At 55.1% G+C, this 25575-nt stretch carries 26 protein-coding genes; 15 read left to right on the plus strand and 11 right to left on the minus strand.

Annotation, left to right across the window (positions count from 1 at the left end):
• Positions 1-16 precede the first annotated feature (16 nt).
• The 4 genes from RKA07_RS12255 to pilG all read right to left on the minus strand — a co-directional run bounded on the left by RKA07_RS12255 (position 17) and on the right by pilG (position 3540).
• Positions 17-2092 carry a methyl-accepting chemotaxis protein gene (locus tag RKA07_RS12255; protein WP_200202390.1) on the minus strand — a complete coding sequence of 692 codons (2076 nt, stop codon included), beginning with the start codon at positions 2090-2092 and terminating at the stop codon, positions 17-19.
• 92 nt (positions 2093-2184) lie between these two features.
• Positions 2185-2730 carry a chemotaxis protein CheW gene (locus RKA07_RS12260; protein WP_310966435.1) on the minus strand — a complete coding sequence of 182 codons (546 nt, stop codon included), beginning with the start codon at positions 2728-2730 and terminating at the stop codon, positions 2185-2187.
• 19 nt (positions 2731-2749) lie between these two features.
• Entirely contained in the window at positions 2750-3112 is a 363-nt protein-coding gene (pilH, locus tag RKA07_RS12265) for a twitching motility response regulator PilH (RefSeq protein ID WP_200202388.1), read from the minus strand.
• A 35-nt stretch (positions 3113-3147) separates the two neighbouring features.
• Complete coding sequence (gene pilG, locus RKA07_RS12270; protein WP_100637866.1) at positions 3148-3540, minus strand: twitching motility response regulator PilG; 393 nt, start codon at positions 3538-3540, stop codon at positions 3148-3150.
• Positions 3541-3838: 298 nt separating this feature from the next.
• Here pilG and gshB point away from each other — a divergent pair, with 298 nt between their 5' ends.
• From gshB to RKA07_RS12310, 8 genes are all read left to right on the plus strand, one after another.
• Positions 3839-4792 carry a glutathione synthase gene (gene gshB / locus RKA07_RS12275; RefSeq protein ID WP_310966436.1) on the plus strand — a complete coding sequence of 318 codons (954 nt, stop codon included), beginning with the start codon at positions 3839-3841 and terminating at the stop codon, positions 4790-4792.
• Positions 4793-4831: 39 nt separating this feature from the next.
• On the plus strand, positions 4832-5698 hold the full coding sequence (locus tag RKA07_RS12280) for an energy transducer TonB (protein ID WP_200369869.1): 867 nt from the start codon (positions 4832-4834) through the stop codon (positions 5696-5698).
• Positions 5695-6261 carry a YqgE/AlgH family protein gene (locus RKA07_RS12285; RefSeq protein WP_200369868.1) on the plus strand — a complete coding sequence of 189 codons (567 nt, stop codon included), beginning with the start codon at positions 5695-5697 and terminating at the stop codon, positions 6259-6261. Before RKA07_RS12280 ends, RKA07_RS12285 begins: the two co-directional genes overlap by 4 nt.
• Entirely contained in the window at positions 6254-6685 is a 432-nt protein-coding gene (gene ruvX / locus RKA07_RS12290; RefSeq protein WP_200369867.1) for a Holliday junction resolvase RuvX, read from the plus strand. Before RKA07_RS12285 ends, ruvX begins: the two co-directional genes overlap by 8 nt.
• Positions 6686-6700: 15 nt before the next feature.
• On the plus strand, positions 6701-7210 hold the full coding sequence (gene pyrR, locus RKA07_RS12295) for a bifunctional pyr operon transcriptional regulator/uracil phosphoribosyltransferase PyrR (RefSeq protein WP_200202383.1): 510 nt from the start codon (positions 6701-6703) through the stop codon (positions 7208-7210).
• A 27-nt stretch (positions 7211-7237) separates the two neighbouring features.
• Positions 7238-8260: an aspartate carbamoyltransferase catalytic subunit gene (locus tag RKA07_RS12300; RefSeq protein WP_200202382.1), complete on the plus strand. Its 1023-nt coding sequence runs from the start codon at positions 7238-7240 to the stop codon at positions 8258-8260.
• Positions 8257-9558 (plus strand): dihydroorotase, encoded by a 1302-nt coding sequence (locus tag RKA07_RS12305; RefSeq protein ID WP_310966437.1) that lies wholly within the window; start codon positions 8257-8259, stop codon positions 9556-9558. Before RKA07_RS12300 ends, RKA07_RS12305 begins: the two co-directional genes overlap by 4 nt.
• A gap of 219 nt (positions 9559-9777) precedes the next feature.
• The gene (locus tag RKA07_RS12310) at positions 9778-10815 is read left to right on the plus strand and encodes a putative solute-binding protein (RefSeq protein ID WP_310966438.1); all 1038 of its coding nucleotides are present in this window, start codon (positions 9778-9780) and stop codon (positions 10813-10815) included.
• Between the two features lie 77 nt (positions 10816-10892).
• Here the strand turns inward: RKA07_RS12310 and RKA07_RS12315 are convergent, their stop codons facing one another.
• Positions 10893-11171 carry an HU family DNA-binding protein gene (locus RKA07_RS12315; protein ID WP_200202379.1) on the minus strand — a complete coding sequence of 93 codons (279 nt, stop codon included), beginning with the start codon at positions 11169-11171 and terminating at the stop codon, positions 10893-10895.
• Between the two features lie 229 nt (positions 11172-11400).
• Here RKA07_RS12315 and RKA07_RS12320 point away from each other — a divergent pair, with 229 nt between their 5' ends.
• Complete coding sequence (locus tag RKA07_RS12320) at positions 11401-12510, plus strand: hypothetical protein (protein WP_310966439.1); 1110 nt, start codon at positions 11401-11403, stop codon at positions 12508-12510.
• Between the two features lie 27 nt (positions 12511-12537).
• The gene (locus RKA07_RS12325; RefSeq protein ID WP_310966440.1) at positions 12538-14601 is read left to right on the plus strand and encodes a TRAP transporter large permease subunit; all 2064 of its coding nucleotides are present in this window, start codon (positions 12538-12540) and stop codon (positions 14599-14601) included.
• An 86-nt stretch (positions 14602-14687) separates the two neighbouring features.
• On the opposite strand, the gene RKA07_RS12330 is transcribed toward RKA07_RS12325, so the two are convergent.
• The 5 genes from RKA07_RS12330 to mutM form a co-directional block, all read right to left on the minus strand.
• Positions 14688-16220 carry a phosphoenolpyruvate carboxykinase gene (locus RKA07_RS12330; protein ID WP_200202377.1) on the minus strand — a complete coding sequence of 511 codons (1533 nt, stop codon included), beginning with the start codon at positions 16218-16220 and terminating at the stop codon, positions 14688-14690.
• 175 nt (positions 16221-16395) lie between these two features.
• Positions 16396-17250, minus strand: a complete 855-nt coding sequence (gene hslO / locus RKA07_RS12335; protein ID WP_200202376.1) for an Hsp33 family molecular chaperone HslO — start codon at positions 17248-17250, stop codon at positions 16396-16398.
• 58 nt (positions 17251-17308) lie between these two features.
• Entirely contained in the window at positions 17309-17716 is a 408-nt protein-coding gene (gene hslR, locus RKA07_RS12340; RefSeq protein ID WP_200202375.1) for a ribosome-associated heat shock protein Hsp15, read from the minus strand.
• A gap of 41 nt (positions 17717-17757) precedes the next feature.
• Complete coding sequence (gene yrfG, locus RKA07_RS12345; RefSeq protein ID WP_200369866.1) at positions 17758-18465, minus strand: GMP/IMP nucleotidase; 708 nt, start codon at positions 18463-18465, stop codon at positions 17758-17760.
• 101 nt (positions 18466-18566) lie between these two features.
• A complete protein-coding gene (mutM, locus tag RKA07_RS12350; RefSeq protein WP_310966441.1) occupies positions 18567-19379 on the minus strand; it encodes a bifunctional DNA-formamidopyrimidine glycosylase/DNA-(apurinic or apyrimidinic site) lyase in 813 nt (270 codons plus the stop codon).
• Positions 19380-19540: 161 nt separating this feature from the next.
• Here mutM and RKA07_RS12355 point away from each other — a divergent pair, with 161 nt between their 5' ends.
• On the plus strand, positions 19541-20719 hold the full coding sequence (locus RKA07_RS12355) for a DesA family fatty acid desaturase (RefSeq protein ID WP_200369864.1): 1179 nt from the start codon (positions 19541-19543) through the stop codon (positions 20717-20719).
• Here the strand turns inward: RKA07_RS12355 and rsmD are convergent.
• Positions 20695-21342 carry a 16S rRNA (guanine(966)-N(2))-methyltransferase RsmD gene (rsmD, locus tag RKA07_RS12360; RefSeq protein WP_200202371.1) on the minus strand — a complete coding sequence of 216 codons (648 nt, stop codon included), beginning with the start codon at positions 21340-21342 and terminating at the stop codon, positions 20695-20697. The two genes, RKA07_RS12355 and rsmD, sit on opposite strands and share 25 nt — an antisense overlap.
• Before the next feature lie 159 nt (positions 21343-21501).
• On the opposite strand from rsmD, the gene ftsY reads away from it, so the two are divergent.
• The 4 genes from ftsY to rpoH all read left to right on the plus strand — a co-directional run bounded on the left by ftsY (position 21502) and on the right by rpoH (position 25487).
• Positions 21502-22695: a signal recognition particle-docking protein FtsY gene (gene ftsY, locus RKA07_RS12365; protein WP_310966442.1), complete on the plus strand. Its 1194-nt coding sequence runs from the start codon at positions 21502-21504 to the stop codon at positions 22693-22695.
• A 39-nt stretch (positions 22696-22734) separates the two neighbouring features.
• A complete protein-coding gene (gene ftsE, locus RKA07_RS12370) occupies positions 22735-23424 on the plus strand; it encodes a cell division ATP-binding protein FtsE (protein ID WP_200202369.1) in 690 nt (229 codons plus the stop codon).
• Positions 23414-24427 (plus strand): permease-like cell division protein FtsX, encoded by a 1014-nt coding sequence (gene ftsX, locus RKA07_RS12375; RefSeq protein WP_310966443.1) that lies wholly within the window; start codon positions 23414-23416, stop codon positions 24425-24427. Before ftsE ends, ftsX begins: the two co-directional genes overlap by 11 nt.
• A 196-nt stretch (positions 24428-24623) precedes the next feature.
• Positions 24624-25487: an RNA polymerase sigma factor RpoH gene (gene rpoH / locus RKA07_RS12380; protein WP_200202368.1), complete on the plus strand. Its 864-nt coding sequence runs from the start codon at positions 24624-24626 to the stop codon at positions 25485-25487.
• Positions 25488-25575 lie beyond the last annotated feature (88 nt).

Here is a 25575-nt window from a genome sequence, read left to right on the forward strand (position 1 = left end):
AGCCTCGGGCTGTAAATCAGCCCACCACCGGAACGTTGCTGTCTTCCTCTTCGTCGTGGCCTGCCATATCTTCTTCGGGCAGCGTAAAGCCGGCAACGGAGGACCGCAGCTCGGAAGCCATTTCCGCCAGATTCCCGATAGACTTCGCGGTAGCGTTGGTACCGGATGAGGTCTGGGAAGTGATTTCCTGGATAACGTTCATCGTGTTGGAAATGTGTGCCGCAGAAGACGACTGCTGGCGTGCCGCGTTGGAAATGTTCTGGATCAGTTCCGCAAGGCTCATGGATACGTTCTCGATTTCTTCGAGCGCGATACCCGCGTCCTGTGCCAGTCGTGCACCACGTACCACCTCGGCGGTGGTGTGTTCCATGGAGATAACAGCTTCGTTGGTGTCAGACTGGATCGTCTTAACCAGCGCTTCAATCTGCTTGGTTGCTGCAGAGGAGCGTTCCGCAAGGCGCTGAACTTCATCCGCAACTACCGCAAAGCCTCGACCCGCGTCACCGGCCATAGAGGCCTGGATAGCAGCGTTCAGAGACAGGATGTTGGTTTGGTCAGCAATGTCGTTGATCAGGGATACGATGTCACCGATTTCCTGGGAAGACTCACCCAGACGCTTGATACGCTTGGAAGTTTCCTGGATCTGCTCACGGATGTTGTCCATGCCGCGAATGGTGTTCTGTACCACTTCTGCGCCTTTCTTGGCGATGGCAACCGAGCGCTCCGCAACCGCAGAAGATTCAGCAGCGTTGGAAGATACCTGGTCGATAGAGACAGCCATTTCGTTAACAGCAGCAGAGGCACCGGCAATTTCCTGGGCCTGGTGCTCGGAAGCGTCGGCCAGGTGCATGGCGGTAGACTGGGTTTCCTGGGCCGCGGAGGCTACTCGTACCGCAGTACCACGAATCGCCTGTACCAATCCGCGCATCTGGTCGATCGCGTAGTTGATGGAGTCAGCGATGGCACCGGTGAAGTCTTCGGTTACTGTGGCCTCTGTGGTCAAGTCACCATCAGCGAGGTCGGCCAGTTCGTCCAGCAGTCGCAGGATCGCATTCTGGTTTTGCTCGTTCTGTTCCTGGGTAGTAGACAGGCGCGTCTGGGCTTCCCGGTACAGGGCAAGACCGATGAATACAACCATGGCAACCATGGCGATCAGGATAATAAATGCCAGAGTCGGGCTTACCAGCCGCGAGCCACTTTGGGCACGGAAGCTTTCGGCAAGAACAGACAGTTCAGACAGCAGGATCTCGGAGTTCTGGAAGATGTCGCTGGCTGAGTTACGTACCTTGAAGAGGTCGGGAGAGGCTTCAAGGATTGCGTCTACGTTCTGGGCGACAAACTCGAACAGCTCATCAACAGCCTCAAGACCGTAGATTGCGTCTTCATCATCAACCCTGGTTGTGCCCATTGTCGGGTTGCCGTTCAACTGACCGTCGAGTACGCGGCCAAACAAGCTGGCGTCACGACCAAAGCGGTCAGCGGCAATTACGGCGTCTTCGTCACCGGAGAGTACGTTGTTTACCGAGCGCACAATACGCTCTGCAAGCAGGGACTGGCGCTGAGCCAGTGCAATCTGTTCGGCTGGTGCACCGCTATCCAGCAGGATTTGTACAATATCGTCGTACTCAACCTGAAGCTGGGGGATGGTTTCGTTCAGGGTGCGTGCTACTTCGTGCAGGCCAAGAACGGCGTCCCGGGTGGACAGGATGCTGTCTGCGTTCTCACGTACCGAATTCCAGTGCTGTTGAACACCACTTTCGCGGGCCAGTTCACTGGGCGGCAGGCCGGTTTCCGGGTTGCCTTCAGTAACGTTGGACCAGAGCTGCTGGAACTCATCGCGGGAACGGCGCAACTGGTTGAACGCCTCGGCGGTACCACCGGCGGCTTCAGTCGCGTTTTTCGCGATTTCCTGCGATAGCACCCTGAGTTCAGCTGCGTTGGCAATGTATTCCTGGTCGTTCTGGCTGTCCCTGTTGATGATAAACAGGACCACAACGAGCAGGACAGTGAGTGCGATCAGCGAGGTAATCAGGCCAGCAACGAGTTTGTTGCCCCCCTGACCCGTACCGATTCTTCCGGCTCTGTTTTTCATTTTCTGGCTCCCGGCCTCTATCTGGAATTTGGCAAGTTGTTTTAATGAGGTTTCAGGCAGTCAGGGTGTTTTTCCTGCCACTGTCATCACCCTTACCACTGCGCGACGTCAAGAAAGCGTTCGTCTTCGAGCAGGTCGACGGCGGAAAACACTTTCCAGACTTCTTCGTTTCGTTCATAGCCGCCTGCAACAAACGGCTGAACACTTTCAGGTACACCCGTGGGTGTGGCCTTGAAACTATCGGTTGCAAAGTACTGCATGCCCAACACGGAATCGACGACCAAACCACTGAAGATGTCGCCCTGCTCAATCACAAGCACCCGCCGCTCCCGCTGACTGCGGGATGAGCGGGGAATGTCAAAAAAGCCGGCAAGATCAACCAGAGGAAGGAGGCGCCCACGCACGTTGGCGGCACCCATCAGAAACGGCCGTACGCCCGGTATATGTGTAAACCGGGGAACGTGCAGTATTTCAGTGACCTCACCCATAGGAGCCACATAGCGCTCGCCTGCGAGAACAAAGCCGATACCGTTCCAAAGTTCAACGGCTTCTTGCTGTTCGGGCAGACCGGCGGCCATGGATCGGCTGCGTCGGGCGATATCCGTCAGTACGGCAAAGGGGGCGGCCTGTGCGGACATGCTTTCTCCGAAGTTAGGATCAGCCAATCAAGCTGTTGATTGTTTTGATCAGGTCGTCTTCGTTTACCGGCTTGACCAAGTAGCCTTTGGCGCCCTGGCGGGTGCCCCATACACGGTCAGTTTCCTGATCCTTCGTAGTGACAATAATCACCGGAATGGAAGCCGTTTCGGGGGCCCGGGTAAGCTGGCGGGTTGCCTGGAAGCCATTGAGGCCAGGCATAACCACATCCATGAGTACCAGATCCGGGGTTTCGGCGCGGGCCTTGGCTACACCATCTGCACCGTTATCGGCTGTAAGCACTTCGTGTTTGTGCTTTTCCAGAATGGTGGAGATTTTCTTAACCTCGGTAGGAGAGTCGTCAACAATCAGAATGCGAGCCATTGGTTCCTCGATGGTTCTTTAGATGTCAGCAGGGTTTACTGTGGAGCCACAGGTACATAGTGGCGAATGGTGTTAAGCAGCTCATCCTTGCTGAACGGTTTGGTCAGGTACTGGTCAGAGCCGACGATGCGACCCTTGGCCTTATCGAAAAGCCCGTCTTTGCTTGACAGCATAATGACCGGCGTCTTTTTGAATGAGGAATTATTCTTGATGAGCGCGCAGGTCTGATAGCCGTCCAGGCGGGGCATCATGATATCCACAAAGATGATGTCCGGTTGTGAGTCGGCAATTTTTGCCAAAGCGTCAAAACCGTCTGTCGCGGTGATAACCTCACAGCCTACCTTCTTCAGGAGGGTTTCTGCGGTGCGACGGATGGTCTTGCTATCGTCGATCACCATGATCTTCAAGTTCTCGAAGTTGTCATCCATTGTCCAGGTGCCTTGCGCTCAGCGACTGTCATTGTTTTAAACGGGGGCTTTTTAGCATAAACCTTAAGGTTCTTCTATAAACCCTGTTCATTTATAGATTATCAGTGGCCCGATAAAAAGTATTACTTTGTGACCAAATGTACTTTTGCCTGCAACATCACGTAATTTACCCAGGATTTCTCCGGATGCATTCAAGGCTCGGGTACAATACCATCTGATTTCTCAGCATAGCACTTATTGCCCGGTTTACTCTGCATACCGGTTCTTGTTTTTCACCCCCAGGAGCGCCAGAAATACTATGACAGTTCGACTAGGGATCGTGATGGATCCGATTGAGGATATCCATTTCAAAAAAGACAGCTCACTGGCGATGTTGCTGGCTGCGCAAAACCGCGGCTGGAAAATCGAATACATGGAGCTGCAAGACCTTTATCTGGACGGCGGCAAGGCGATGGCGCATACGCGCAGCCTGACGGTGCGCAAGGATCCGGAAGACTGGTTTAGCTACGGCCCTGCCAGGGATCGTGCTTTGGGCGATCTCGATGCAATCCTGATGCGCAAGGATCCGCCCGTTGATGATGAGTTCCTTATGTCCACCTATATCCTTGAAGCCGCCGAGCAACAGGGCGCTTTGGTGGTTAACCCGGCAGCAGCTTTGCGCGACTGCAACGAAAAGCTGTTCGCTACCCAGTTTGAGGATCTGACTCCGCCGTTGCTTGTCAGTCGGTCGGCGAAGCGTTTTCGGAAGTTTTATGCGGAGCATGGCGACATCATCATGAAGCCAGTGAATGGCATGGGTGGTCATTCCATTTTCCGCGTCAAGGAAAACGACTTTAATCTGGGGGTGATTATTGAAACCCTGACCAACTATGGTGCCCGCCAGGCCATGGCCCAGAAATACATTCCGGAAATCAGCGATGGCGACAAGCGCATTTTGATGATTGAAGGCGAAGCCGTACCCTACTCCCTTGCGCGAATTCCTTCGCAAGGTGAAAATCGCGGAAATCTCGCGGCCGGTGGTCGCGGTGAGGGTCGTGAGCTGACTGACCGGGATCGTGAAATCTGCGCGCGGGTGGCTCCGGTAATTAAAGAGAAGGGCTTGATGTTTGTAGGCCTGGATGTGATCGGTGATTATCTGACCGAAATCAACGTCACCAGCCCAACCTGCATCCGGGAGCTGGATGACACCTTCGGGACAGATATTGGCGGAATGTTGATTGATGCCATTGCGAAGCGTCTTAACCGGGGCTGACGTGAGTATAATGGGTCAACTACGGGAACGGGTTTAGTCATGGCGGTGCAGGTAAGCGATTTTGACAGGTTTTCCTTCACGCTGTTTATGGCGCTGGTGGTGCATGCAGTTGTAGTGTTGGGGATTACCTTTGCCCCGGAGTCTCCGCGCTCTTCTGCCCAGACAATGGAAATCACCCTGTCGCAGTTTGATGATGAGCAGGCGCCGGACAAGGCAGATTTTTTGGCGCAGACCAACCAGCAGGGCAGTGGTACCGAGGATGAACCCCGGGAAATGACCTCGCCGCAACCCGCGGACATCAGCCAGCCGGAAGTGGCTCAGGTGCAGCCGGAGCCCATGGCCCAGGTGGAACCAGTTCGCCGGCAGGAGCGTGCGGTTGTGCAAACGGAGGGACGATCCACTCAGCAGGTTCAGCAGCCTGAGCAGCGCGCTGAACCAGAAGACGAGCCCTTGCCGGTTAAAGAAAAGAAAAGCCTGATGGAGCGTAGTCTTGAGATTGCCAGTCTGGAAGCGCGCTTTGATGCCCAGCAGCAGGCCTATGCCCGCAAACCCAGAGTGATGCGGGTGACCGCAGCTTCCACCCTGAAATCCAGCAACGCATGGTACGTGCAGAACTGGGTAAGCAAGGTTACGCGGGTTGGCAATATCAACTATCCCACCGAAGCCCGACGTGCCGGCGTTTATGGCACCCTGCGAATGCTGGTATCCATGCAGAAAGATGGCACAATCAAGGAAGTGGCTATTCTGCAATCGTCGGGCAGTACACTGCTGGATGATGCAGCCATTCGTATCGTCAGGATGGCCGCGCCCTTCGCGCCTTTTCCTGACGATATGCGAAAAGAAGTGGATGAACTGGAAATCATACGCACCTGGTCCTTCCAGCAAAGGGGGCTGACATCTGGATGACGGCATCTAAGCATTCTCCTCACAGCTTGCGACATCACTTTCTGGTGGCATCGCCCTATCTTGCGGACCCTCGCTTTCACGGCGCTGTTATCTACCTTTGTGAGCACTCCAGTGATGGAGCCTTGGGGTTGATGGTCAACCAGCCTCTGGATATTCATTTGGGGGAGATTCTGGAACAGCTTGATCTCCAGGGTGGCGAGCTTGACCTGCCTGTGTTCAGCGGTGGGCCGGTGGAGCAGGAGCGAGGGTTCGTGCTGCACTCCCCCGGAGCAGACTGGCAAAGTACTGCCAAAGTTTCTGACGACGTTATGTTGACCACCTCCCGCGATATACTGGCCGGTATTGGCCTCAACGAGGGCCCGAAGGAGTTTCTGATGGCTCTGGGATACTCGGGGTGGGGTGAAGGGCAGTTGGAGGAGGAGTTGGGCAGCAATTCCTGGTTAACCTGTCCTGCTACTACCGACATTCTGTTCAGGACACCCTGGGCTGACCGTTACAAGGCTGTTCTTGGCCTGATAGGGATAGATATTAACCAACTCAGTGAAACGGTGGGGCATGCCTGAACGCGGTCAGCGCAGTGTGATGGCATTCGATTTTGGTCTCCGCCGTATTGGCGTGGCTATGGGGCAGGAGATGATCGGTACAGGCCAGCCTCTGGTGATGATCCCCGCCGACAACGGAACCCCCGATTGGGCTCAGCTCGAAAAGCTGTTGGCGGAGTGGCAGCCGGATCTGGTGCTGGTTGGCCTGCCTCTGAATATGGATGGCAGCGAAAATGACATGTGTGGCCGCGCCCGAAAGTTTGGTAAGCGCCTGCATGGCCGTTTTCATGTACCGATCGACATGGTAGATGAGCGCCTGACCAGTTACGAAGCAAAGGGCCAGGTGATGGCTGCCGGTGGTAGCCGGGACTATGGCCGTCACGGCGTGGACGATCGCGCAGCGGTGCTGATACTGGAAACCTGGTGTCGGCTGCAAACAGAATAATAAAGTGAGGATTTAATGAGCGCATTGCTTGATGTGGACCAGCTTCTGGACAAGTTGGAGGCGGGGCTGCGTAACCTGCTTGAAGAACGCGGTATCAAGTCGCCGGTGCTTATCGGCATCCGCACCGGTGGCGTATGGGTAGCAGATATCATTGGCAAGCGCCTCGGGATTGAAGAGCCGTTCGGTGAGCTGGATATTTCTTTCTACCGGGATGACTTCAGCCGTATTGGGCTCAACCCCAAGGTAACCCCCTCAAGCCTGCCGTTTGATACCGAAGACCGGGATATCATATTGGTGGACGACGTTATTATGAGTGGCCGAACCATACGTGCGGCGATGAATGAGCTGTTCGATTATGGTCGCCCAGCCAGTATCATACTCGCCACGTTGATTGATCTCGGTGCCCGTGAATTGCCCATCCAGCCTGATGTGGCCGGGCAGTCGCTGAAGCTGGATGCGCCGCAGCGCATAAAACTTCGTGGCCCGGATCCGCTCCGGATAGAAATTCAGGCAGCCGAACAGTAAACCTCCGAACCCGATAGCAGGCACTCCATGACCGCAAACCTAGCTTCCCCTAACCACTTGCAGCTTACCCGGGATGGCCAGTTGCGGCATTTTCTGACTTTGGACGGGCTGGGCAGGGAATTGCTGACCGACATTCTGGATACTGCAGATTCCTTTATCGAAGTGGGTGAGCGAAGTATCAAGAAAGTGCCTCTGCTGCGAGGCCGAACCGTGGTCAACCTGTTCTTTGAAGCCAGCACCCGCACCCGCAGTACCTTTGAGCTTGCTGCAAAGCGCCTGTCTGCCGACGTACTTAACCTCGATATAAACACCTCCGCAACGTCCAAGGGCGAATCGCTCTCAGACACGCTTTTGAATCTTGAGGCCATGGCCAGCGATATGTTTGTTGTGCGTCATGCCCAGAGCGGTGCGCCCCACTTTATTGCTGAAAGCGTTACCCCAGGCGTAGCCATTATTAATGCAGGCGACGGTCGCCATGCTCACCCAACCCAGGCCATGCTCGATATGCTGACTATTCGGCAGCACAAGGGCGGTTTTGAGGGCCTTAAAGTGGCCATAGTGGGCGACATCCTGCACTCGCGTGTAGCGCGCTCCCAAATCCGTGCGCTGAATGAGCTGGGTGCCGAACAGATACGGGTTATCGCCCCCGGAACCCTGTTGCCAAAAGATGTGGAAAGCCTCGGCTGCACCGTGGAATACGACATGGCCAAGGGTATGAAGGACCTGGACGTGGTGATCATGCTGCGCCTGCAGAAAGAACGAATGGAAGGTGCACTGCTGCCCAGTGAGCGTGAGTTTTACCGGCTCTACGGTTTGAGTCAGGACAAGCTGGCACTGGCGCACCCCGAATGCATTGTCATGCACCCGGGCCCGATTAATCGTGGCGTCGAAATTGAATCCGCAGTGGCGGATGGCCCGCAATCGGTGATCCTGAATCAGGTCACCAATGGTATTGCCATCCGCATGGCTGTGATGTCCATGGCGATGGGCGGGCAAATGGCCGAGCGGCAGCAGAAACAGAACGAGATAAATGAGAGGGGCTTGGCATGAGCGGTAACGACCATTTTTCCGGCGCCAGCCTGAAAATCACTGGCGGCCGACTTCTGGATGGCCATGGAAGTGAAACCCCTAACTCTGCCCTGTTAATTAGAAACGGGCGCATCGCAGCCATTGGCGAAGCGGCTGAAAAAGCCGATGCAGACCAGTCATTTGACGCAAGGGGTTGTGTAATTTCACCGGGTTTTGTTGATCTGTCTTGCAACCTGCGTGAGCCGGGCAATGGCCAGAAAGGCAACATGGTGTCCGAAACCCGCGCTGCGGCCCGGGGCGGCTTCACCACTGTATGCGTGTCTCCGGAGACCTCACCGGTTAATGACTCCCGAGCCGTGACTCACCTGATCAGGGATGGCGCTTATGTCTGCTCGCCGATTCGGGTGTTGCCCGTGGGTGCACTCACCCGCGGGCTTGATGGGGAAATGCTCAGTGATATGTCGGGCCTGACTGCTGCCGGCTGTATTGCTGTGGGTAATGGTTCCCGCGGTGTGCGCAATGCCCGAGTGTTGCGCCGCTGCATGGCCTATGCCCAGACCTTTGGTTTGATCGTGATGTTGCGCCCGGAGAATCAATCCCTGGCTGCAGACGGCTACGCCCATGATGGCCTGGTGTCGGCTCGCCTCGGCTTGCTGGGTATTCCGGAGGTGGCAGAAACCGCTGCTGTAATGGAGATGTTGCTGCTTGCCGAAGAAACTGGCGTGAGACTGCACCTGAGCCAGCTCTCATGCGGCCGCAGCGTGGAGATGGTTGCCGACGCCCGCAGTCGTGGCATTGCTGTGACCGCCGACGTAGCCATGCATCAGCTGGTCTTTACAGAGGAGGCGTTGTCGGGCTTTGACAGCCGCTTCCACTTGCGTCCGCCGTTGCGTTCAGAGGCGGATCGTCAAGCACTGGTTGCTGGCGTTCGCGAAGGTGTAATTGATGCCATCGTCAGCCAGCATCTGCCCCATGAAAGCGCAGCAAAACAGGCGCCGTTGCCAGACACTGAACCTGGTCTTTCCAGTATAGAAAGCCTGCTGTCTCTGGGGCTTGAGCTGGTGCAGAGGGGCGAGTTTACCCTTGCCGAGCTGATTCGCGGGCTTACTTCGGGCCCGGCTTCAGTGGTTGGGCTTAACGCTACGATTGGTCAGGATGATGTAGCCGACCTTTGCGTATTTGACCCTGAAGCGCACTGGACGCCAAGTAAGCGGTCCCTGATTTCTGCGGGGCATCACGCGCCAGTGCTTGATCGGCCGCTGCCTGGCGTCGTTCGGTTTACACTGGTGGAAGGGCGGGAAGCCTGGCCTGGCGCCTGAGAACGCCGGGTCTGGCTATAAAATGCGCCTGGGGTCAGCCAATCTTTGTCGACACCATCACATAATCCAAAATGTTGCTTAAAAACCCTTGAGACGGGGCACCTGTGCCAACGTATTCTTATGCCTTCCGGCATAATGTCGACTTCAATAAAAGTGCGCAGCTTGTCAGATCGGATAGCAAGCACCGCCGCCAAACAATAATGATTCAGGAGTCATCCCGTGACATCAGCATTCTTCCCGCAAAAGGTGGCCTTGGCGGCTGCCCTGTGTGCAAGCTTTTTGCTCCCCTCAGTGGGTAATGCCCAAACCAGCCCGAAAGCAGACGATGAAATCATTGAGCGAAGCTTTTGTGTGTTTGATCCGGTTGGCGCTAACGGCCCGCTTTTCACCATTACCAAAACCTTTCAGCCTATTGCTCTTCAGAACGGTATCAAGCTGAACCTGAGCGCCTACACCGACGAAAAAGTTGCTGCGGAAGATTTCAAGGCTGGTCAGTGTGATGCAGTGTTCCTTACCGGAACCCGCGCTCGTGAGTTCAACAAGTTCACCGGCAGTCTCGAGGCCATGGGTGCTGTGCCTGGCCAAGAAGAAATGCGCCTGCTGTACAACACGCTCAGTCAGCCTAATGCCCGCCCACTGCTGGTAGATGGCCCCTATGAAGTGGCGGGAGTGTTCCCGGCTGGTGCGATTTACCTCCACACCCGTGATCGCAGCATTGATTCCGTAGAAAAACTTCAGGGCAAGCGCGTTGCAACACTGGATTTCGATCAGGCGTCGGTTCGCATGGTTCGCCATGTGGGCGCGTCTGTTGTTGGTTCCAACTCCGCTAACTTTGCCGGCAAGTTTAATAATGGCAGTGTTGATATTGCCTACGCTCCTGCGGTGGCATATCAGCCATTGGAATTGTACAAGGGCGTTGAGCCAAACGGCGGCGTTCTGAAATACGCACTGGCCTATATGAACTTCCAGATCATCCTCCACCGCGATCGCTTCCCGGATAGCGCCGGCCAGATGGTGCGTGATGAGGCCGTCAAACGCATGGGCGAGGCCTACGACATCATTTCCCAAGCAGAAGCTGAAATGCCGGAAAGTGTATGGATGACCTTGCCAAGGGAAGTGACAGCCGAGTACGACAAAATGCTGCAGAAAGTGCGCTTGTCACTGGTTGACGATGGTGTGTACGACGAGCGTGCAATCAAGCTGATGAAGGCGATTCGTTGTCGGGTGGATGCCACACGTTCAGAGTGTGCTTCCTGATTAGACTCACAATTTGAAACAGGCCCGCCTGGTGTGCGAAGGGCGGGTCGTTTCAGGCTTGGCTTTCGGGGTGCTTGTCAGTTTGAGCGAAGCGCATCCTTGAATGCTTTACCTGCCTTGAAACCAACGGTTTTGCTGGCGGGAATGCGGATTGTCGCACCGGTTTGAGGATTCCTGCCATCCCGTGCTTCGCGGGTGCGGATATTAAAGGTGCCAAAGCCTATTAGGGTGGTGTCTTCTCCGCGAGCAGCGGCAGCCGAAATCTGATCTGTGATAGCGGTAATCACTTCACTGGCTTTTTCTCGGGTGAGGCCAGTGCGTTCGGCGATAGCTGCAGCAAGTTCAGGTTTGCGCATCGGGTATCCCTTTTTTTTATCCATCGGAGTTGCAGCTCAACGAGAGTGCGGCTGCCTGAATCTATAGCGGCTTGCGGTATTTTGTGCAAATACGATGAGCCATAAAATCTGTGTACACAGGCGTCATTTGCGGTGCCGGTCTCAAAAAGAGCGAGCGCTGTGGGCCATAATGCCCGGCTAACGGCGCGTTCAGAATAATAATTCAAAACGTTAAGAAGGTTTAAAAACCATGAAGCAAACCGGGATTCCATTAGCAGCACCCTCCAACCCGAATCATTCCCGCTCGCTATCTGTCGGGCAGTCAATTCGGCATTCATTCGCCCGTTACAGGGGCGTTGTTGTTGCTCTAAGCCTTGGCACTTTGCTGTCAGGTTGTGGTGTGATCAATAACATGATGTACAAAACCACTGGCGATGTTATGCAGGGTTTCTCTCGTGAGCACACAATTCCCTACTTGATGGAAAGTGGCGATCTGGCTATGGGTTGCGCCATGAGTGAGGCCACTGCCCCTCTGTTGATGTCCTTCGGTCGAGTAACCGACGAGCCCGACCAGTTGGCGGTAATGCTTTATCTTTCAGCCGGTGGCTGTGCTGAAGATCAAGGTCGTGAGCATGAGCTGGCGGCATTGGCTGCCATGTACGAAAGAAAAGGCAACGCCGCAGAAGACGCCATGATTCGCCAGAAGCGGGCTTACGCTCTGGCATCAAAGCGCTATCTGAAGTCCTGGCAGCATCACAATACATACTACGGCGAGTCCGGTACCGGTGAGTGTCCGGATTTCGACGACGACCTGGATGAGTTCATTTACCTTGCCGGACTGCTGTCCGGTTTGCAGGCGCTTAATGCAGAAATCCAGTCAACATCGTCTATTGGCGTTCCCAAGAACGTTGGTTCGATTGTAGCCAGAGCGTCCAGCTGCCTTGAGAATGACAAGTGGTGGGGCGCACCAATGGCACTGAAAGCAACGGTTTGGGCCATGATACCGGGCGCTCAGCCGGAAGGTGAGGATGCCTTTGACCGTCTCGCGATGACCGATCGATTGGGTGAGGAAGCAGGTGTTCGATTGAGCCACGTGTTCCACGCAATCGCGGCAACCAATAAGGGTGATGAAGCCATGGTGAAGTCGGTGGTGCGCCGACACGCTGAGTCGCTCAAGGAGCAGCCGGCTAATGCAGAGTGGGCGTTCGTGGATGCCATGGCGACCAATATTATCGTCTCAATCTCCGACCGTCTTTGGGTAGAGAATACCGGCCACCGCACCCCTTTGGGCCAGCTTGGCAGCTTCTGGGATGACCAGCAGAAAGAAGTTGAAACCATGGACCTCGATGGCCTGCTGTAACTTGTTAATGTTCCAGAGTGTAGAGTTATGACCAAGGGTAGTTTTCGTCGGAGTGGTCTGGAGTGGTTTTCATCACTACCTGCCTGTCTGCTTTTGTTGTCTGTGGTGCTTTTTTCTACAAGCAGCGATATCCATAACCAGATGCTGCGCGGCGGCGAACAGCTCTGGAGTGGCTATTACAAACTGCGGATGGACCCGGTAGCGCCAACCTGTAACGCAGATCGGGATATTGATGCGGCAGTGGCGCAAGAGCTTGCTCAAAAGCCAGCCGACGATGACCCCATGGCGATGTTGCTGGGCGCGCAGGAGAAAGATCCTGCGGATGTCCGGCTTGCGATTGAGCGCTCTGTTGCCGATTGCAAAGCTGCCTATCAAAGCTATGACAGTCTGCAGGATAAGCTCACCCCCGGCGTCAAAGCCTACCGGGCAGTGGAGCTGTTTGTTGCTGATTTGATTGCCTTTGGCCTTGAGTCGCAACGCTACATTCTGGTGTTGTTGGTGATGTTGTGTGCTGCCACAGCCACACTTACACGCCATCATATAGCCATGCGGGCCATGGAGACCCGTTTGGACTATACGGTTTCCCTGACGCTCCAGACGATAGCTAACGCTATGTTGTTGGGGTCCAGCCTGATTTTCCGCCAATCCAGTTTGGGCACCGAAACGGCAGTTTCATCCGACGATCTCCTGCTCCATAACTTTTGGGTCGTAGGGTTTGCGAGTCTTACCCTGGCCAGCCTTTACCGGCTGGTTCGCGTGCCGGCAGGCCTGGCTCCCGGAGGGCAACTGAACAAGGCATTCCTGGCTGTGCCGCTGTACACAGTGATGTGTCTGATTTCCGGAAGCTATTTTGCGCTGATTGGACACACGTCAGGCATTGGCATCTATCTCGGCAAGATGGTCGAACTGGCGGACATGTTCCTGAATGTGGGCCTGTATGTTTGGGTCGGCATGATGCTTAAACAAACGCGCCTGGCAACGCTGGTATTCAACCTGTTTCGACCCTGGCGTATGCCACCGGAATTGCTGGCTGTGGTTGCCGTTCTTGTTGCTGCTGTTCCAACGGCTTATACCGGTGCTTCGGGGATTTTCGTTATAGCTGCAGGTGCGGTTATTTACAGTGAGTTGCGTGCTGCTGGTGCCCGTCGGCAATTGGCGCTTGCGGCCACCGCAATGTCGGGTTCTCTGGGTGTTGTGTTGCGTCCCTGCCTTCTGGTTGTTGTTATCGCATATCTGAACCGGGAAGTGACTACAGATGACCTGTTCGGCTGGGGTATCTGGGTATTTGTGTTGACGGCTGCCATGTTCAGCGCAGTTGCGCTCACCGTAAACCGGCAGAGCAAGTTTAATCTGGCGCCGGCTTCCGAAGCCTTGCCTGCCACGCTAAAGGCGCTTCGCTCCCTGATACCCTACGCCTTGGTTATTGTGGGTGTTGTGCTGCTCTACCGTTTTGCTCTGGATGTGCGTATGGATGAGTTTTCGGCACCGCGGTTGTTGCCGGTCATTATGTTGTCCATCCTGGTATACGAGCATATAAGCTTCAAAAACAAGAAGGGCAGTGCGACGGGTGAGATTAACCATCAGGGGCTGGAACGTAGTGTACGTGGAGCCACCAATGACACCACAGCTGAGATTGGTGCGTTGCTATTACTCCTGGGCCTGTCAGTCAGTATCGGTGGCGTGATCGAGCGTTCCCAGATCATGGAAGCCTTCCCTCAGGCGTTTGATAGTGCCTGGTCTGCGATGCTATTGATGGTGATGATTCTGGTGATTCTCGGAATGATTATGGATGCCTTTGGCGCCGTCATTCTGGTGACTGCCACTGTAGCGTCCATTGCTTATTCCAGTGGAATTCACCCCATTCACTTCTGGATGGTGACCCTGGTGGCCTTTGAGCTGGGCTACCTGAGCCCGCCAGTCGCACTTAACCATCTGCTAACACGACAAGTGGTGGGAGAGGCCGAGGTGCTGGCTGCCCAGCAGGAAGGCGGCACCTTCTATCAGCGCCATGAGCGCATCATCATGCCTCTGATTGCGATGGGCATCTCGCTGGTGCTTGTGGCCTTCGTACCTTTGATGTTCTACGCCTGAGGGTAGCAAGCCAGGCCAGGACTTCCGTCTTGAAACAAAAAAAGCGCCGTGCTTGATTAGCAGGGCGCTTTTTTTTGGGGCTGGGCTCAGAGTTTCGGGCCGGCCTCAACAATGGAATCGGAAACATCAAACTTCTTGAAGTTTTCGACGAACTGACCAATCAGTTCCGCTGCCTTCTTATCGTAGGCTTCTTTGCTGGCCCAGGTATTGCGTGGGTTCAGTAGCGCCGAATCTACGCCCGGTACCTGCTTGGGCACGCTCAGGTTGAGGGTTGGCAGGTGCTCAGTTTCAACCGAGTCAAGCTCGCCATTCTGAATGCCGCTGATGATCGCGCGGGTGGTCGGTATGCTGAAGCGTGTTCCTTCACCATAGGCACCGCCAGTCCAGCCAGTATTCACCAGGAAAACCTTGCTGCCGTACTCATCCATACGCTTCATCAGGAGTTCAGCGTACACGCCTGCCGGACGCGGGAAGAACGGAGCGCCAAAGCAGGTGGAGAAGGTAGACTTCAGTGCAGACGATGAACCCATTTCTGTGGAGCCAACCAGCGCTGTATAACCACTCAGGAAGTGATAAGCGGCACCTTCACGGCTCAGAATAGACACAGGCGGCAGTACGCCAGTCATGTCGCAGGTCAGGAACACAATGTGTGTTGGCTCACCGGCGCGGTTTTCGATTACGCGCTTTTCAATGTGTTCGAGCGGGTAGGCACACCGGGAGTTTTCAGTCAGGGAAACGTCGGTGTAGTCTGGCTCGCGGGTTTCCGGATCAATTGTTACGTTTTCAACAATAGCGCCGAAGCGGATCGCGTCCCAGATAATGGGCTCGTTCTTCTTGCTCAGATCGATACACTTGGCATAGCAGCCGCCTTCAATATTGAAAACAGTGCCAGGGCCCCAGCCGTGCTCGTCGTCACCAATAAGGAAGCGGTGAGGGTCGGCAGACAGGGTGGTTTTACCCGTGCCGGATAGACCGAAGAACAGGCAGGTTTCGCCGTCTTCGCCAACGTTGGCGGAGCAATGCATTGGTAGCACGTCTTTTTCCGGCAGCAGGAAGTTCTGCACGGAGAACATCGCTTTTTTCATCTCACCGGCATAATGCATGCCTGCCAGAAGCACTCTGCGGCGAGCAAAGTTGATGATGACGCAGCCATCGCTGTTGGTGCCATCGCGCTCTGGTACGCACTCAAAATTGGCAGCATTCAGAATTTGCCATTCCTGCTTGTCTGCCTGGTTGTAGCTTTCCGGGCGAATGAACAGGTTGCGGCCAAACAGGTTTTGCCAGGCGGTCTCGGTGGTCATTTTCACTGGCAGGTAGTGCTCAGGGTCGGAGCCCACGTGCACCAGGGACACAAAGCTGTCTTTTTCAGCAATATAGGCTTCTACGCGTTCCCACAGGGCGTCGAATTTATCGGCGTCGAACGGGCGGTTGATCGGCCCCCAGTGGATGTCGTCAGATGTGCTTGGTTCTTCAACAATGTAGCGATCCATGGGGGACCGACCGGTGCGATGACCAGTTTCTACGACCAGCGAACCGTTGGATGCCAGTTGGCCCTCGTTACGCGCCAGTGCCTGTTCTACCAGTCTTGCTGTACTCAGATCATTATAAGTGTTGCTCACTTCGACCTCACCCTCGGGATGTCTTAGTGACTGCTCAGGCCGCCTGCCCGAAAATTGACGGAATTCTGAACAATCGGATCAATTCAGGCGCGCTATTATGCCAGAGGCGCCAATAAAAAACGACTACGCCGGAAGCCGCGTGATTGCTGGCTTCCGGGTGATTCTGTAGCCGTGCCTAGTGTAACGTATGGCCGGTAAAAAGCTGATCAATATCATTCCTGTCGAATCGATAGTGCGCGTGGCAGAACTGGCAGTCCATATCTATGGTTCCCTGTTCCTCCAGTATGCTGTAACACTCGTCTTTGCCAATGGCTTCAAGGGCAACAAGAGTTCTGTCTTTGGAACAACTGCACTGAAATGCCACGGTTTCGGCATCGAAGAGTCGCACCGTTTCTTCATTAAACAGGCGGTGCAGAAGAGTTTCGCTATCAAGTTCCAGCAGTTCATCGGCCTTAACCGTGCGTGCAAGGTGGTTAACCCGCTCCCAGAGTTCGTCATCTTCCTGGGTGGCACCTGGCATACGCTGGAGCATCAGGCCGGCAGCGCCCTGCTCATTGGAAAACAGAAACAGACTGGTGGGGATCTGTTCCGAGCGCTCGAAATATTCTTCCAGACATCCCCCCAGACTATCCCGCTCCCGAGGCACCACGCCCTGGTAGCGGCTGCCTTGCCGGGGTGTGATGGTAATGGCCATACGCCCGTCGCCCAGCAAATCGTGGAAGCTGTCTTCGGTCACCGCGTGCTCGTCGAATCGTGCAAGCCCGCGAATCTTGCGGTCGTGGCTGCATTCCGCCATGAGTGTTCGAAGCGGGCCTTCGCCCTGGGCCTGAATGGACAGTGTGCCTTCGAACTTCAGGCTGCTGCTCATAACAATGCTGGCTACAAGAGCTTCTCCCAGAAGGCCTCTGACCGACTCGGGATAAGGCGCCTGGCCGGTGATTTCCCGGAAGCTCTCGTCAAGCTGTACCCAGGCTCCGCGTACCTGGCTGTGTTCAAATATAAAACGCTGGAACTGGTCGCGGGATGCCATATTGGTTCTCCTGAAAACTGGGTGCTTTAATCGGTGGCTGACAACAGAACGGTCTGGTTCAGATGCTGTTCTGGTCACGGAATCGTTGAATGTCGCGGCGATCTTTCTTGGAAGGGCGCCTTGCCGGCGGCAATTGTGCTGCCTGCATGGTTTTACGTTGCCACGAGAGGTCTTCACGCTTTTTTATGCTGTCTTCGGTTTCGTGGTAGAGCTTTTGAGCTTCCGGCGCACCGCGCCGACGCTCGCTCACTTCATCTACAACCACGACTTTTTCAAGATAGCCAAGGCGCAGGGTGAGCGTGGCGCCAGGCTCAACCAGGCGGCCTGGCTTGCAGCGCTGGCTGTTGTAGTGGACTTTGCCGCCTTCTACAGCCTCTTTTGCCAGGGAGCGTGTTTTGTAAAAGCGCGCAGCCCAAAGCCATTTGTCGAGCCTTACCCGTTGATCGTCCGAAGTGGATGCCGCCATATCTCCTCACCTGAAGGGCGTATGCCTCAATTATAGCGCCCTCAGTCATCAGATGGCAGAGGGCTTTTCTGGTGATGGGGCCTTTGCTGGTGAATCGCTGTCAGAACTTCATCAAAGTGGTGCACGCAAGGTATTTCGGGATGAGATTTGCTGGCGGCCCGTTTGCTGTCTGGCGCCAGAATTCCGAGACATTGGGCAATTCCTGCAGACCGGGCGCTTTCCAGTACGGGGAAACTGTCATCCACCATTAATGTGGAAGCGGCTCTGTAGGGGGCAAGTTGTTGCAGGTCCTGCCAAAAGGCGGTGTCTTCTTTGGGTTTGCCCAGCTGATGGCTGGAAACAATACCATCCACATAGCGGTCGAGGCCTGTGCGCTGCAGTTTCAGCTCCAGAGGATCCGGGTGGCAGTTGGTGACGATGACGGATTGCAGGCCGGCCTTCTTGAGAGATTGAAGAAAGTCCGCCACATGCGGACGGTAGCCGATGCGGTCACTGAGCTCGGATTTCAGTCCGGTTATGTCCAGGGCAAGCTGCTCGCTCCAGTAATCGGTGCAGTAGAAGTTGAGCGTGCCTCTTTGGGCCATGATCATGCTGATGATTTTGTCCCTGGCTTTCTCGGCGTGCATGCCGTTGCGCTCAGCGTAACGCCTGGGCAGGTGTTCCAGCCAGAAATGATTGTCGAAGTGCAGATCAAGCAGTGTGCCGTCCATATCCAGGAATACGGTTTCGAGGGACGTCCAGTTGATCATATGCAAAGCCAGCCTTAAATGTTTTCCTCAGGCTGCCGCAGATCCCGATTTGAGGCAAGCCGGGATATTACGGATGTTGGGCTCAGGTCTGCGGCCCAGAGCTACCGCTGGCATCCTGTGCAGTACACGGTAGATCGCCCGTTCATGCGGATTTCCTTCAGCGGTGTTTCGCAGTTCGGGCAGGGCTCTCCGGCGCGGCCATAAACCAGTAATGACTGAGCGAAATAGCCTGGCTTGCCATCGCTGTTCACGAAATCTCGCAGGGTAGTGCCGCCCATCAGGATCGCAGCGCTGAGAATCTCCCGGATAGCTTCCGCAAGACGCTGGTAGCGATCGAGACTGATGCGCCCAGCCTTGCGTTTGGGATGAATGCCGGCGTGGAACAGTGCTTCGTTGGCGTAAATGTTGCCTACGCCGACCACCACATGGCTGTCCATGATGAAGGATTTCACGGGGGTGTTTCTGGAGCGCGATAACTGGAACAGCATTCGACCAGTAAACTCTGCCGATAGCGGTTCCGGCCCAAGGCTGGCAATCAGGGGGTGCGTCTCGGCAGAGTCTGCCCACAGCCAGCAACCAAAGCGACGGGGGTCATTAAAGCGCAGAGTTACGCCGGAATGCAGCACAAGGTCGATGTGGTCGTGTTTCTCTGCCGGTGCGCCATCAGTGATGATGCGAAGGCTGCCAGACATGCCCAGGTGAACGATGGCAGTGCCATGGTCGAGGTTCAGAAAAAGATATTTTGCTCGCCGCTCGACAGTGCGGATAACCTGGCCGTTCATTTGCGCGGCAAGATCGCCGGGCACGGGCCAGCGCAGGCTGCCATTTCGTACTTTGACCTGTGCAATGGTTTGACCTTCACAGTGGGGCGCAATGCCGCGTCTTGTGGTTTCGACTTCAGGTAGTTCGGGCATTCAACCAGTCTCCGGTCAAATTTGTAGGTGTGATGTTGCGCAAATGTGAACGGTAGCAAGCTTGACTTTAAAGCTTGTTGTTTTAGCTAACACCTGTACGCTAAACTGCCGCGAACAGGCGCCTATATTGGTCGCTTCAGGTTTTGATTTGAGGATTAATTATGTGGTTTAACGGTCTCCTTGACCTGTCGGTGATGCAGTTGATTCTGGTTGTTCTGGGTATGACCCACGTCACTATCATCAGTGTAACGCTTTATCTGCATCGCCATTCGGCCCATAACTCGCTGGATTTGCATCCTGCACTGAAGCATTTTTTCCGTTTCTGGCTGTGGCTGACCACAGCGCAGAATACCAAAGAATGGACTGCGATCCATCGCAAGCATCACGCCAAGTGTGAAACGGCCGAAGATCCACATAGCCCGGTGGTACTGGGTATAAAGAAGGTGTTATTCGAAGGGGCAGAGTTGTATGCCTCGGCAGCGACTGCTGAAAACCTTGAGCGCTACGGCCAGCGGACCCCGGAAGACTGGATAGAGCGCAATCTTTACAGTCGCCACAGGGCGCTGGGCATTGCTCTGATGGCAGTCATTAATCTGGTGCTTTTTGGTGTTAACGGTATCTGGATCTGGGCAGTGCAGATGGTCTGGATACCTTTCTGGGCAGCCGGTGTTGTGAACGGTATTGGCCACTGGATGGGTTATCGCAATTTCGAGTGTGCGGATAACGCCCGCAACATTTCTCCACTGGGAATTATTATTGGTGGTGAAGAACTGCACAATAACCACCACACCTACCCGAACTCCTCCAAGCTTTCACGCCGCTGGTACGAAGTGGATATCGGCTGGGGCTATATCCGCCTGTTCCAGGCGTTTGGTCTTGCCAAACCCAAAGGCTATCGGCCGATCGCCCATTATGTGCCGGGCAAGCAGAACGTGGATGTGGAAACTGTGCAGGCTATTGCCAATAATCGTTTCGACATAATGCGCCAGTACCGCAAACGTGTGACAGAGCCGGTTTTGCGCCAGCAAAAGAGCCTGATGGATGATGAGATACGGCCCAGATATCGTAAACTCAAACAGCTTCTATCGCGGGAAGTTACGCTGATAAAGCCGCGAGATAAAGAGGCGCTGGAATCAGTTCTGGAAAGCAACGCTGTGTTGCGCCAGATTTACGAGATGAGCAACGAGTTACAGGCCCTTTGGCGCCAGCGCGGCCTTAAGCCGCAGGATAAGCTGCACGCGTTGATGGAGTGGTGCAAAGACGCTGAAGCCAGTGGTATTCGTTACCTGGAAGAGTTTGCCGCCCATTTGCGGGCTTATTCGCTGCGCCCTGCGGCTTGAACCACTCTGTATAAGCAGTAAGTGACCTGGCCAGCGGTTTTTTGCCGGTGCAGTTGCCAGTTGGCAGGTGCCGCCGGCGACGGCAGGTCACTTTCGTGCTCCACGTATACCCAGCCTCCAGGTTTCACCCAGCCTTGGGTATTCAGCAGTGGGATCAGCGTTGTCAGCCAGCCCTGATGGAATGGAGGGTCCATGAAAATGATATCGAATGGATGCCGTGAACGCTGGCTCAGGTAGGTGTCTACATTAGCGCAAATCACAGTGCCTGCTTCAGAACCCAGTAGCCTGAGGTTGCCCCGAAGAGCGGCTGCCAAGGCTGTGTTGTTATCAACCAGCGTGGCCTGGCCGGCACCTCTTGAGAGCGCCTCCAGCCCCAAAGCACCAGAGCCTGCAAACAAGTCCAGGCAATCGCTTCCCGCGATATGAAGCGACAACCAGTTAAACAGGGTTTCCCGTGTGCGTGCTGGTGTTGGGCGAACCCCTCCTGCATCCGGGAAGCGCAGCTTCCGGCTGCGCCAGTCGCCCCCGATAATGCGTAGTTCACCCCCGGCACCCGTGTTCTTGGCGGCGCCCTTGGAAGGCTTGCTTGAAAGGTGCTGGCCTGAGGGTTTTCTTCGGGTCATATGGTTGGCTCCGGAAACGGGCGGCAATATTTTCGGCTGGCGTATCTTAGCGGAAATCGGGCTGTTCATGATAATCCACAGCAACCTCACTTCACTGGGACAGTCTGCTAGAATATGCGCTCTATTTGTCCCGCCCAATCAGACTGATGGTATGACTTTATGATGGCAGAGTGGATTTCGGTCGGCCTACTGGCCCTTCTTGTATTTGTATTTTTTCTGGATATCGCCAGCAATCGCCGCCGTGTACCGCGGCCGAAACCCGTGCCCCAGCGCAAACCGGAGGCAGTCAAAGGCCCTGAGCCTTTAGCGCCGACTGAAAAGCCAGCCCCCGCCGCCCCTGAATCCTTGCCGGAGGACGCGCCAACAGCAGTTGCGCCACCGGCAATGCCAGAGCCGGAGCCGGCAAAGGTTCCCGAACCGGAAGCCGCGCCACAACTCAGTGTTTTTGAGCGCATCAAGCAAGGCCTGGGCAAAACCCGTGCAAGCCTGACCGGCGGCATGGCCGACCTGTTTTCGGTAGGCAAGAAAATAGATGAAGACCTGCTGGAAGAAATCGAAACCACGTTGCTGATGGCGGATGTTGGCGTAACGGCCACCTCGGAAATTATTGAATCCCTTACGGACAAACTCCAGCGCAACCAGCTCAAAGACGGCGAAGCACTTCGCAAGGCCCTACGTGACGAGTTGCATGGCCTGTTAAAGAATGTCACCAAGCCGCTGACAATTGATGCCGGAACCAAGCCTTATGTGATTTTGATGGTTGGTGTGAATGGCGTGGGCAAGACCACCACCATTGGCAAACTCACTAAAAAGCTCCAGAGCGAAGGCAAGTCAGTGATGCTGGCGGCAGGGGATACATTCCGTGCGGCCGCCGTTGAGCAGTTGCAGGTTTGGGGTGAGCGCAATAAGGTTCCGGTGGTGGCTCAGCATACGGGTGCCGACAGTGCCTCCGTGATCTTTGACGCTATACAGTCAGGCCAGTCCCGTGGCGTGGATGTGGTGATCGCAGACACTGCAGGTCGACTGCAAAACAAAGACAATCTGATGGGAGAGCTGGAGAAGGTTGTCCGGGTAATGAAAAAGCTGGACGCCACGGCACCTCACGAAGTCATGCTGGTGCTGGACGCGGGCACGGGGCAGAACGCTCTTAGCCAGGCGCAGGTGTTCCAGAAGGCGGTTGGCGTGAGCGGTATTACCTTAACGAAACTGGACGGCACTGCCAAAGGCGGTATCGTATTTGCCATTGCCCGTCAGTTGCAGCTTCCTATCCGGTTTATCGGTGTTGGTGAACAGGTTGATGACCTGCGCAGCTTTGATGCTGAAACCTTTGTGGACGCATTGTTTGCAGACTAGTTTGCCAAATAACCCGGATTGTTGGAGTCGTCGCCCGTTATGATCGAGTTTCGCCAGGTTACCAAGCGATATGACAGTGATCATACTGCGTTGCGGCAGGTGAATTTTCACCTGGATCGCGGTGAGCTGGCGTTTCTGACCGGGCACTCAGGTGCGGGCAAAAGTACCCTGCTGAAACTGCTCATGGTTATGGAGCGCCCCACTGCCGGAGAGGTGGTGGTCGGTGGTCAGGTGCTCAACCGCCTGCCGCGAAGGCAGGTTCCCTACATACGCCGGCACATCGGTGTGGTATTCCAGAATCATCAACTTCTTTTTGATCGCACTGTGTTTGATAACGTGGCCATGCCCTTGGAGGTCATGGGAGCTTCACCCCGTGATGTGGGTCGGCGTGTGCGTGCAGCGCTGGATAAAGTGGGACTGCTCAGTAAGGAAAAAATGAACCCGCTACAGTTATCGGGTGGTGAGCAGCAGCGTGTGGGTATTGCCCGGGCCGTGGTGAACAAGCCGCCTCTACTGCTGGCGGATGAGCCTACAGGTAACCTGGACCCAAAACTTTCTGCAGACATCATGAATCTGTTTGCACAATTCAGCCAGGTAGGTGTAACTGTGCTGATCGCCAGCCACGATCTCGCCCTGATAAACGAAATGGATCGGCGTACCCTGACTCTCGATCACGGCAATCTGATTGCGGGCGGTACCCCACTGCAAGGAGGTTTCCGTGGCCGTTGACCCGTTGTCCAAGCCCCGTAAACCGGATATTGCCCGGGGTGCGAAAGCCTCCCGGTCGCCCTGGCGCGAGCAGGCGGAATCCTACTTCATTCATCATCGAAAAGTGGCACGCGACAGCGCCTCACGCATGTGGCGAACCCCGGTGGCCAGCCTGATGACCTGGACGGTGATGGGCGTTGCGCTGGCATTGCCGGTTGCACTTTTACTTTTGTTGACCAGCCTTCAGGGTGTGAGCGCCGGTTGGGAGAGCGGTGCCCGGGTTACTGCTTATATGAAACTGGACGCCAGCCTTGAGCAGACCCGCAAACTTGCCGAAGAAATTGGCGCAGATGGACGGGTAGATGGAGTTGAATTGATTGACCGTGATCGTGCATTGACAGAATTCCGTGCATCGTCGGGTCTTGATGATGCGTTGGATTATCTGGATGAGAACCCTTTGCCCCACACTCTGCTGATCACGCCTGAGGAAAGTGCAAGGACGGCAGACGGGGTAGCAAGCCTGCTGATGTTTGTTGAAAGCATGGAGGGTATTGAGCGGGTTCAGGTAGATCTGGGCTGGTTGCAACGCCTGAACGCCATGACAGACCTGCTTGCGCGGGCCGTCTGGGCGCTGGCAATCTTGTTGGCGGCAGCGGTGGTGCTGGTGATCGGCAACACGGTAAGGCTATCTATTGAAAGCCGCCGCGATGAGATCCTGGTGGCCAAGCTTGTCGGGGGAACGGATGGCTTCGTGCGCAGGCCCTTCCTTTACACGGGCGCGTGGTTTGGTCTGGGCGGTGGCGTTGTTGCCTGGATACTGCTGCAACTCTCTCTTTGGTGGCTTAGTGGCCCCATTGAGCGCCTTGCTGGTTTATACAGCAGCGACTTCTCGCTGAGCGGCCTGAGTTTTGACGGTGCGTTTGCATTGATTATTGTAGCGATGCTGCTAGGCTGGCTGGGTGCCTGGATAGCAGTAAAGCGCCATCTGGACGATATTGAGCCGGGTGAAATAGCTGGCGGTTAATGATCCGGATTGCGGTAAGAGCGTATTGAATACGGATCGGTTCCGGGGTAGTTTCTAAGGTAGTGAAAGTCAGGGCGAATTCTCCATTTTGTTGATTTAAAACGTTTTACTTGAGAGATTCGGGAACTTTTAAGGTTCTTGGCGGTCCAATCTTTATTCGCTATATTATGCGACCGTCAGGTTCGGAGGCTAAAGCATGGGTACGAGTTTACAGCTTATTGAAAGACTGGTTCCGGGCGCCAATCTCGAGGCTTACATTCAGGCCGCGAGCCGCATTCCGGTACTAACCGTGGATGAAGAGCGGGAACTGGCCGAGCGCCTTCATTACGATGAAGACGTGGATGCAGCTCGCCAGTTGGTTCTGTCGCACCTGCGCTTTGTTATTCACATTGCCCGGAGCTATTCCGGCTATGGTTTGGCACAAGCTGATCTGATCCAGGAAGGCAACGTCGGCCTTATGAAGGCGGTCAAGCGCTTCAACCCGGAGTATGGCGTACGGCTTGTGTCCTTTGCCGTGCACTGGATCAAGGCAGAAATTCACGAGTTCATTCTGCGCAACTGGCGCATTGTGAAAGTGGCGACGACCAAATCCCAGCGCAAACTGTTTTTCAACTTGCGCAGCCAGAAGAAAAAACTGGCTTGGCTAAGCCACGACGAACTGCACGCAGTGGCAGACGATTTGGGTGTTGAGCCAAGGGTTGTGAGGGAAATGGAAGGCCGGCTGGCCTCCCACGACACCGCGTTTGATGGCCCGATGGACGATGATGACGACAGTGCTTACAAGGCGCCGGCGTATTATCTGGAAGACCACCGTAGCGACCCGGCTGTTCAGCTCGAAAAAGCGGACTGGACGGAGGATTCTAACGGCCGTCTGATGGAAGCGTTGGAAATGCTGGATGAGCGCAGCCAGGATATTTTGCGCGAGCGTTGGTTGTCCGAGAGCAAGGCAACGCTTCACCAGTTGGCAGACAAGTACGGTATTTCAGCTGAGCGTATTCGCCAGTTAGAGAAGAATGCCATGAAGAAAATCCGTACGCAGATGACTGAAGAAGCTGCCTGACTAGGCTGTTGATCTGAAAGTACTTTGAAAACGCCACCACCGGTTCCGGTTGGTGGCGTTTTTGTTTGTGTTCTTTGTGACTTATAGT

It is taken from the genome of Marinobacter xiaoshiensis (genome assembly GCF_031631795.1).
Classification (GTDB): Bacteria; Pseudomonadota; Gammaproteobacteria; order Pseudomonadales; family Oleiphilaceae; genus Marinobacter; species Marinobacter xiaoshiensis.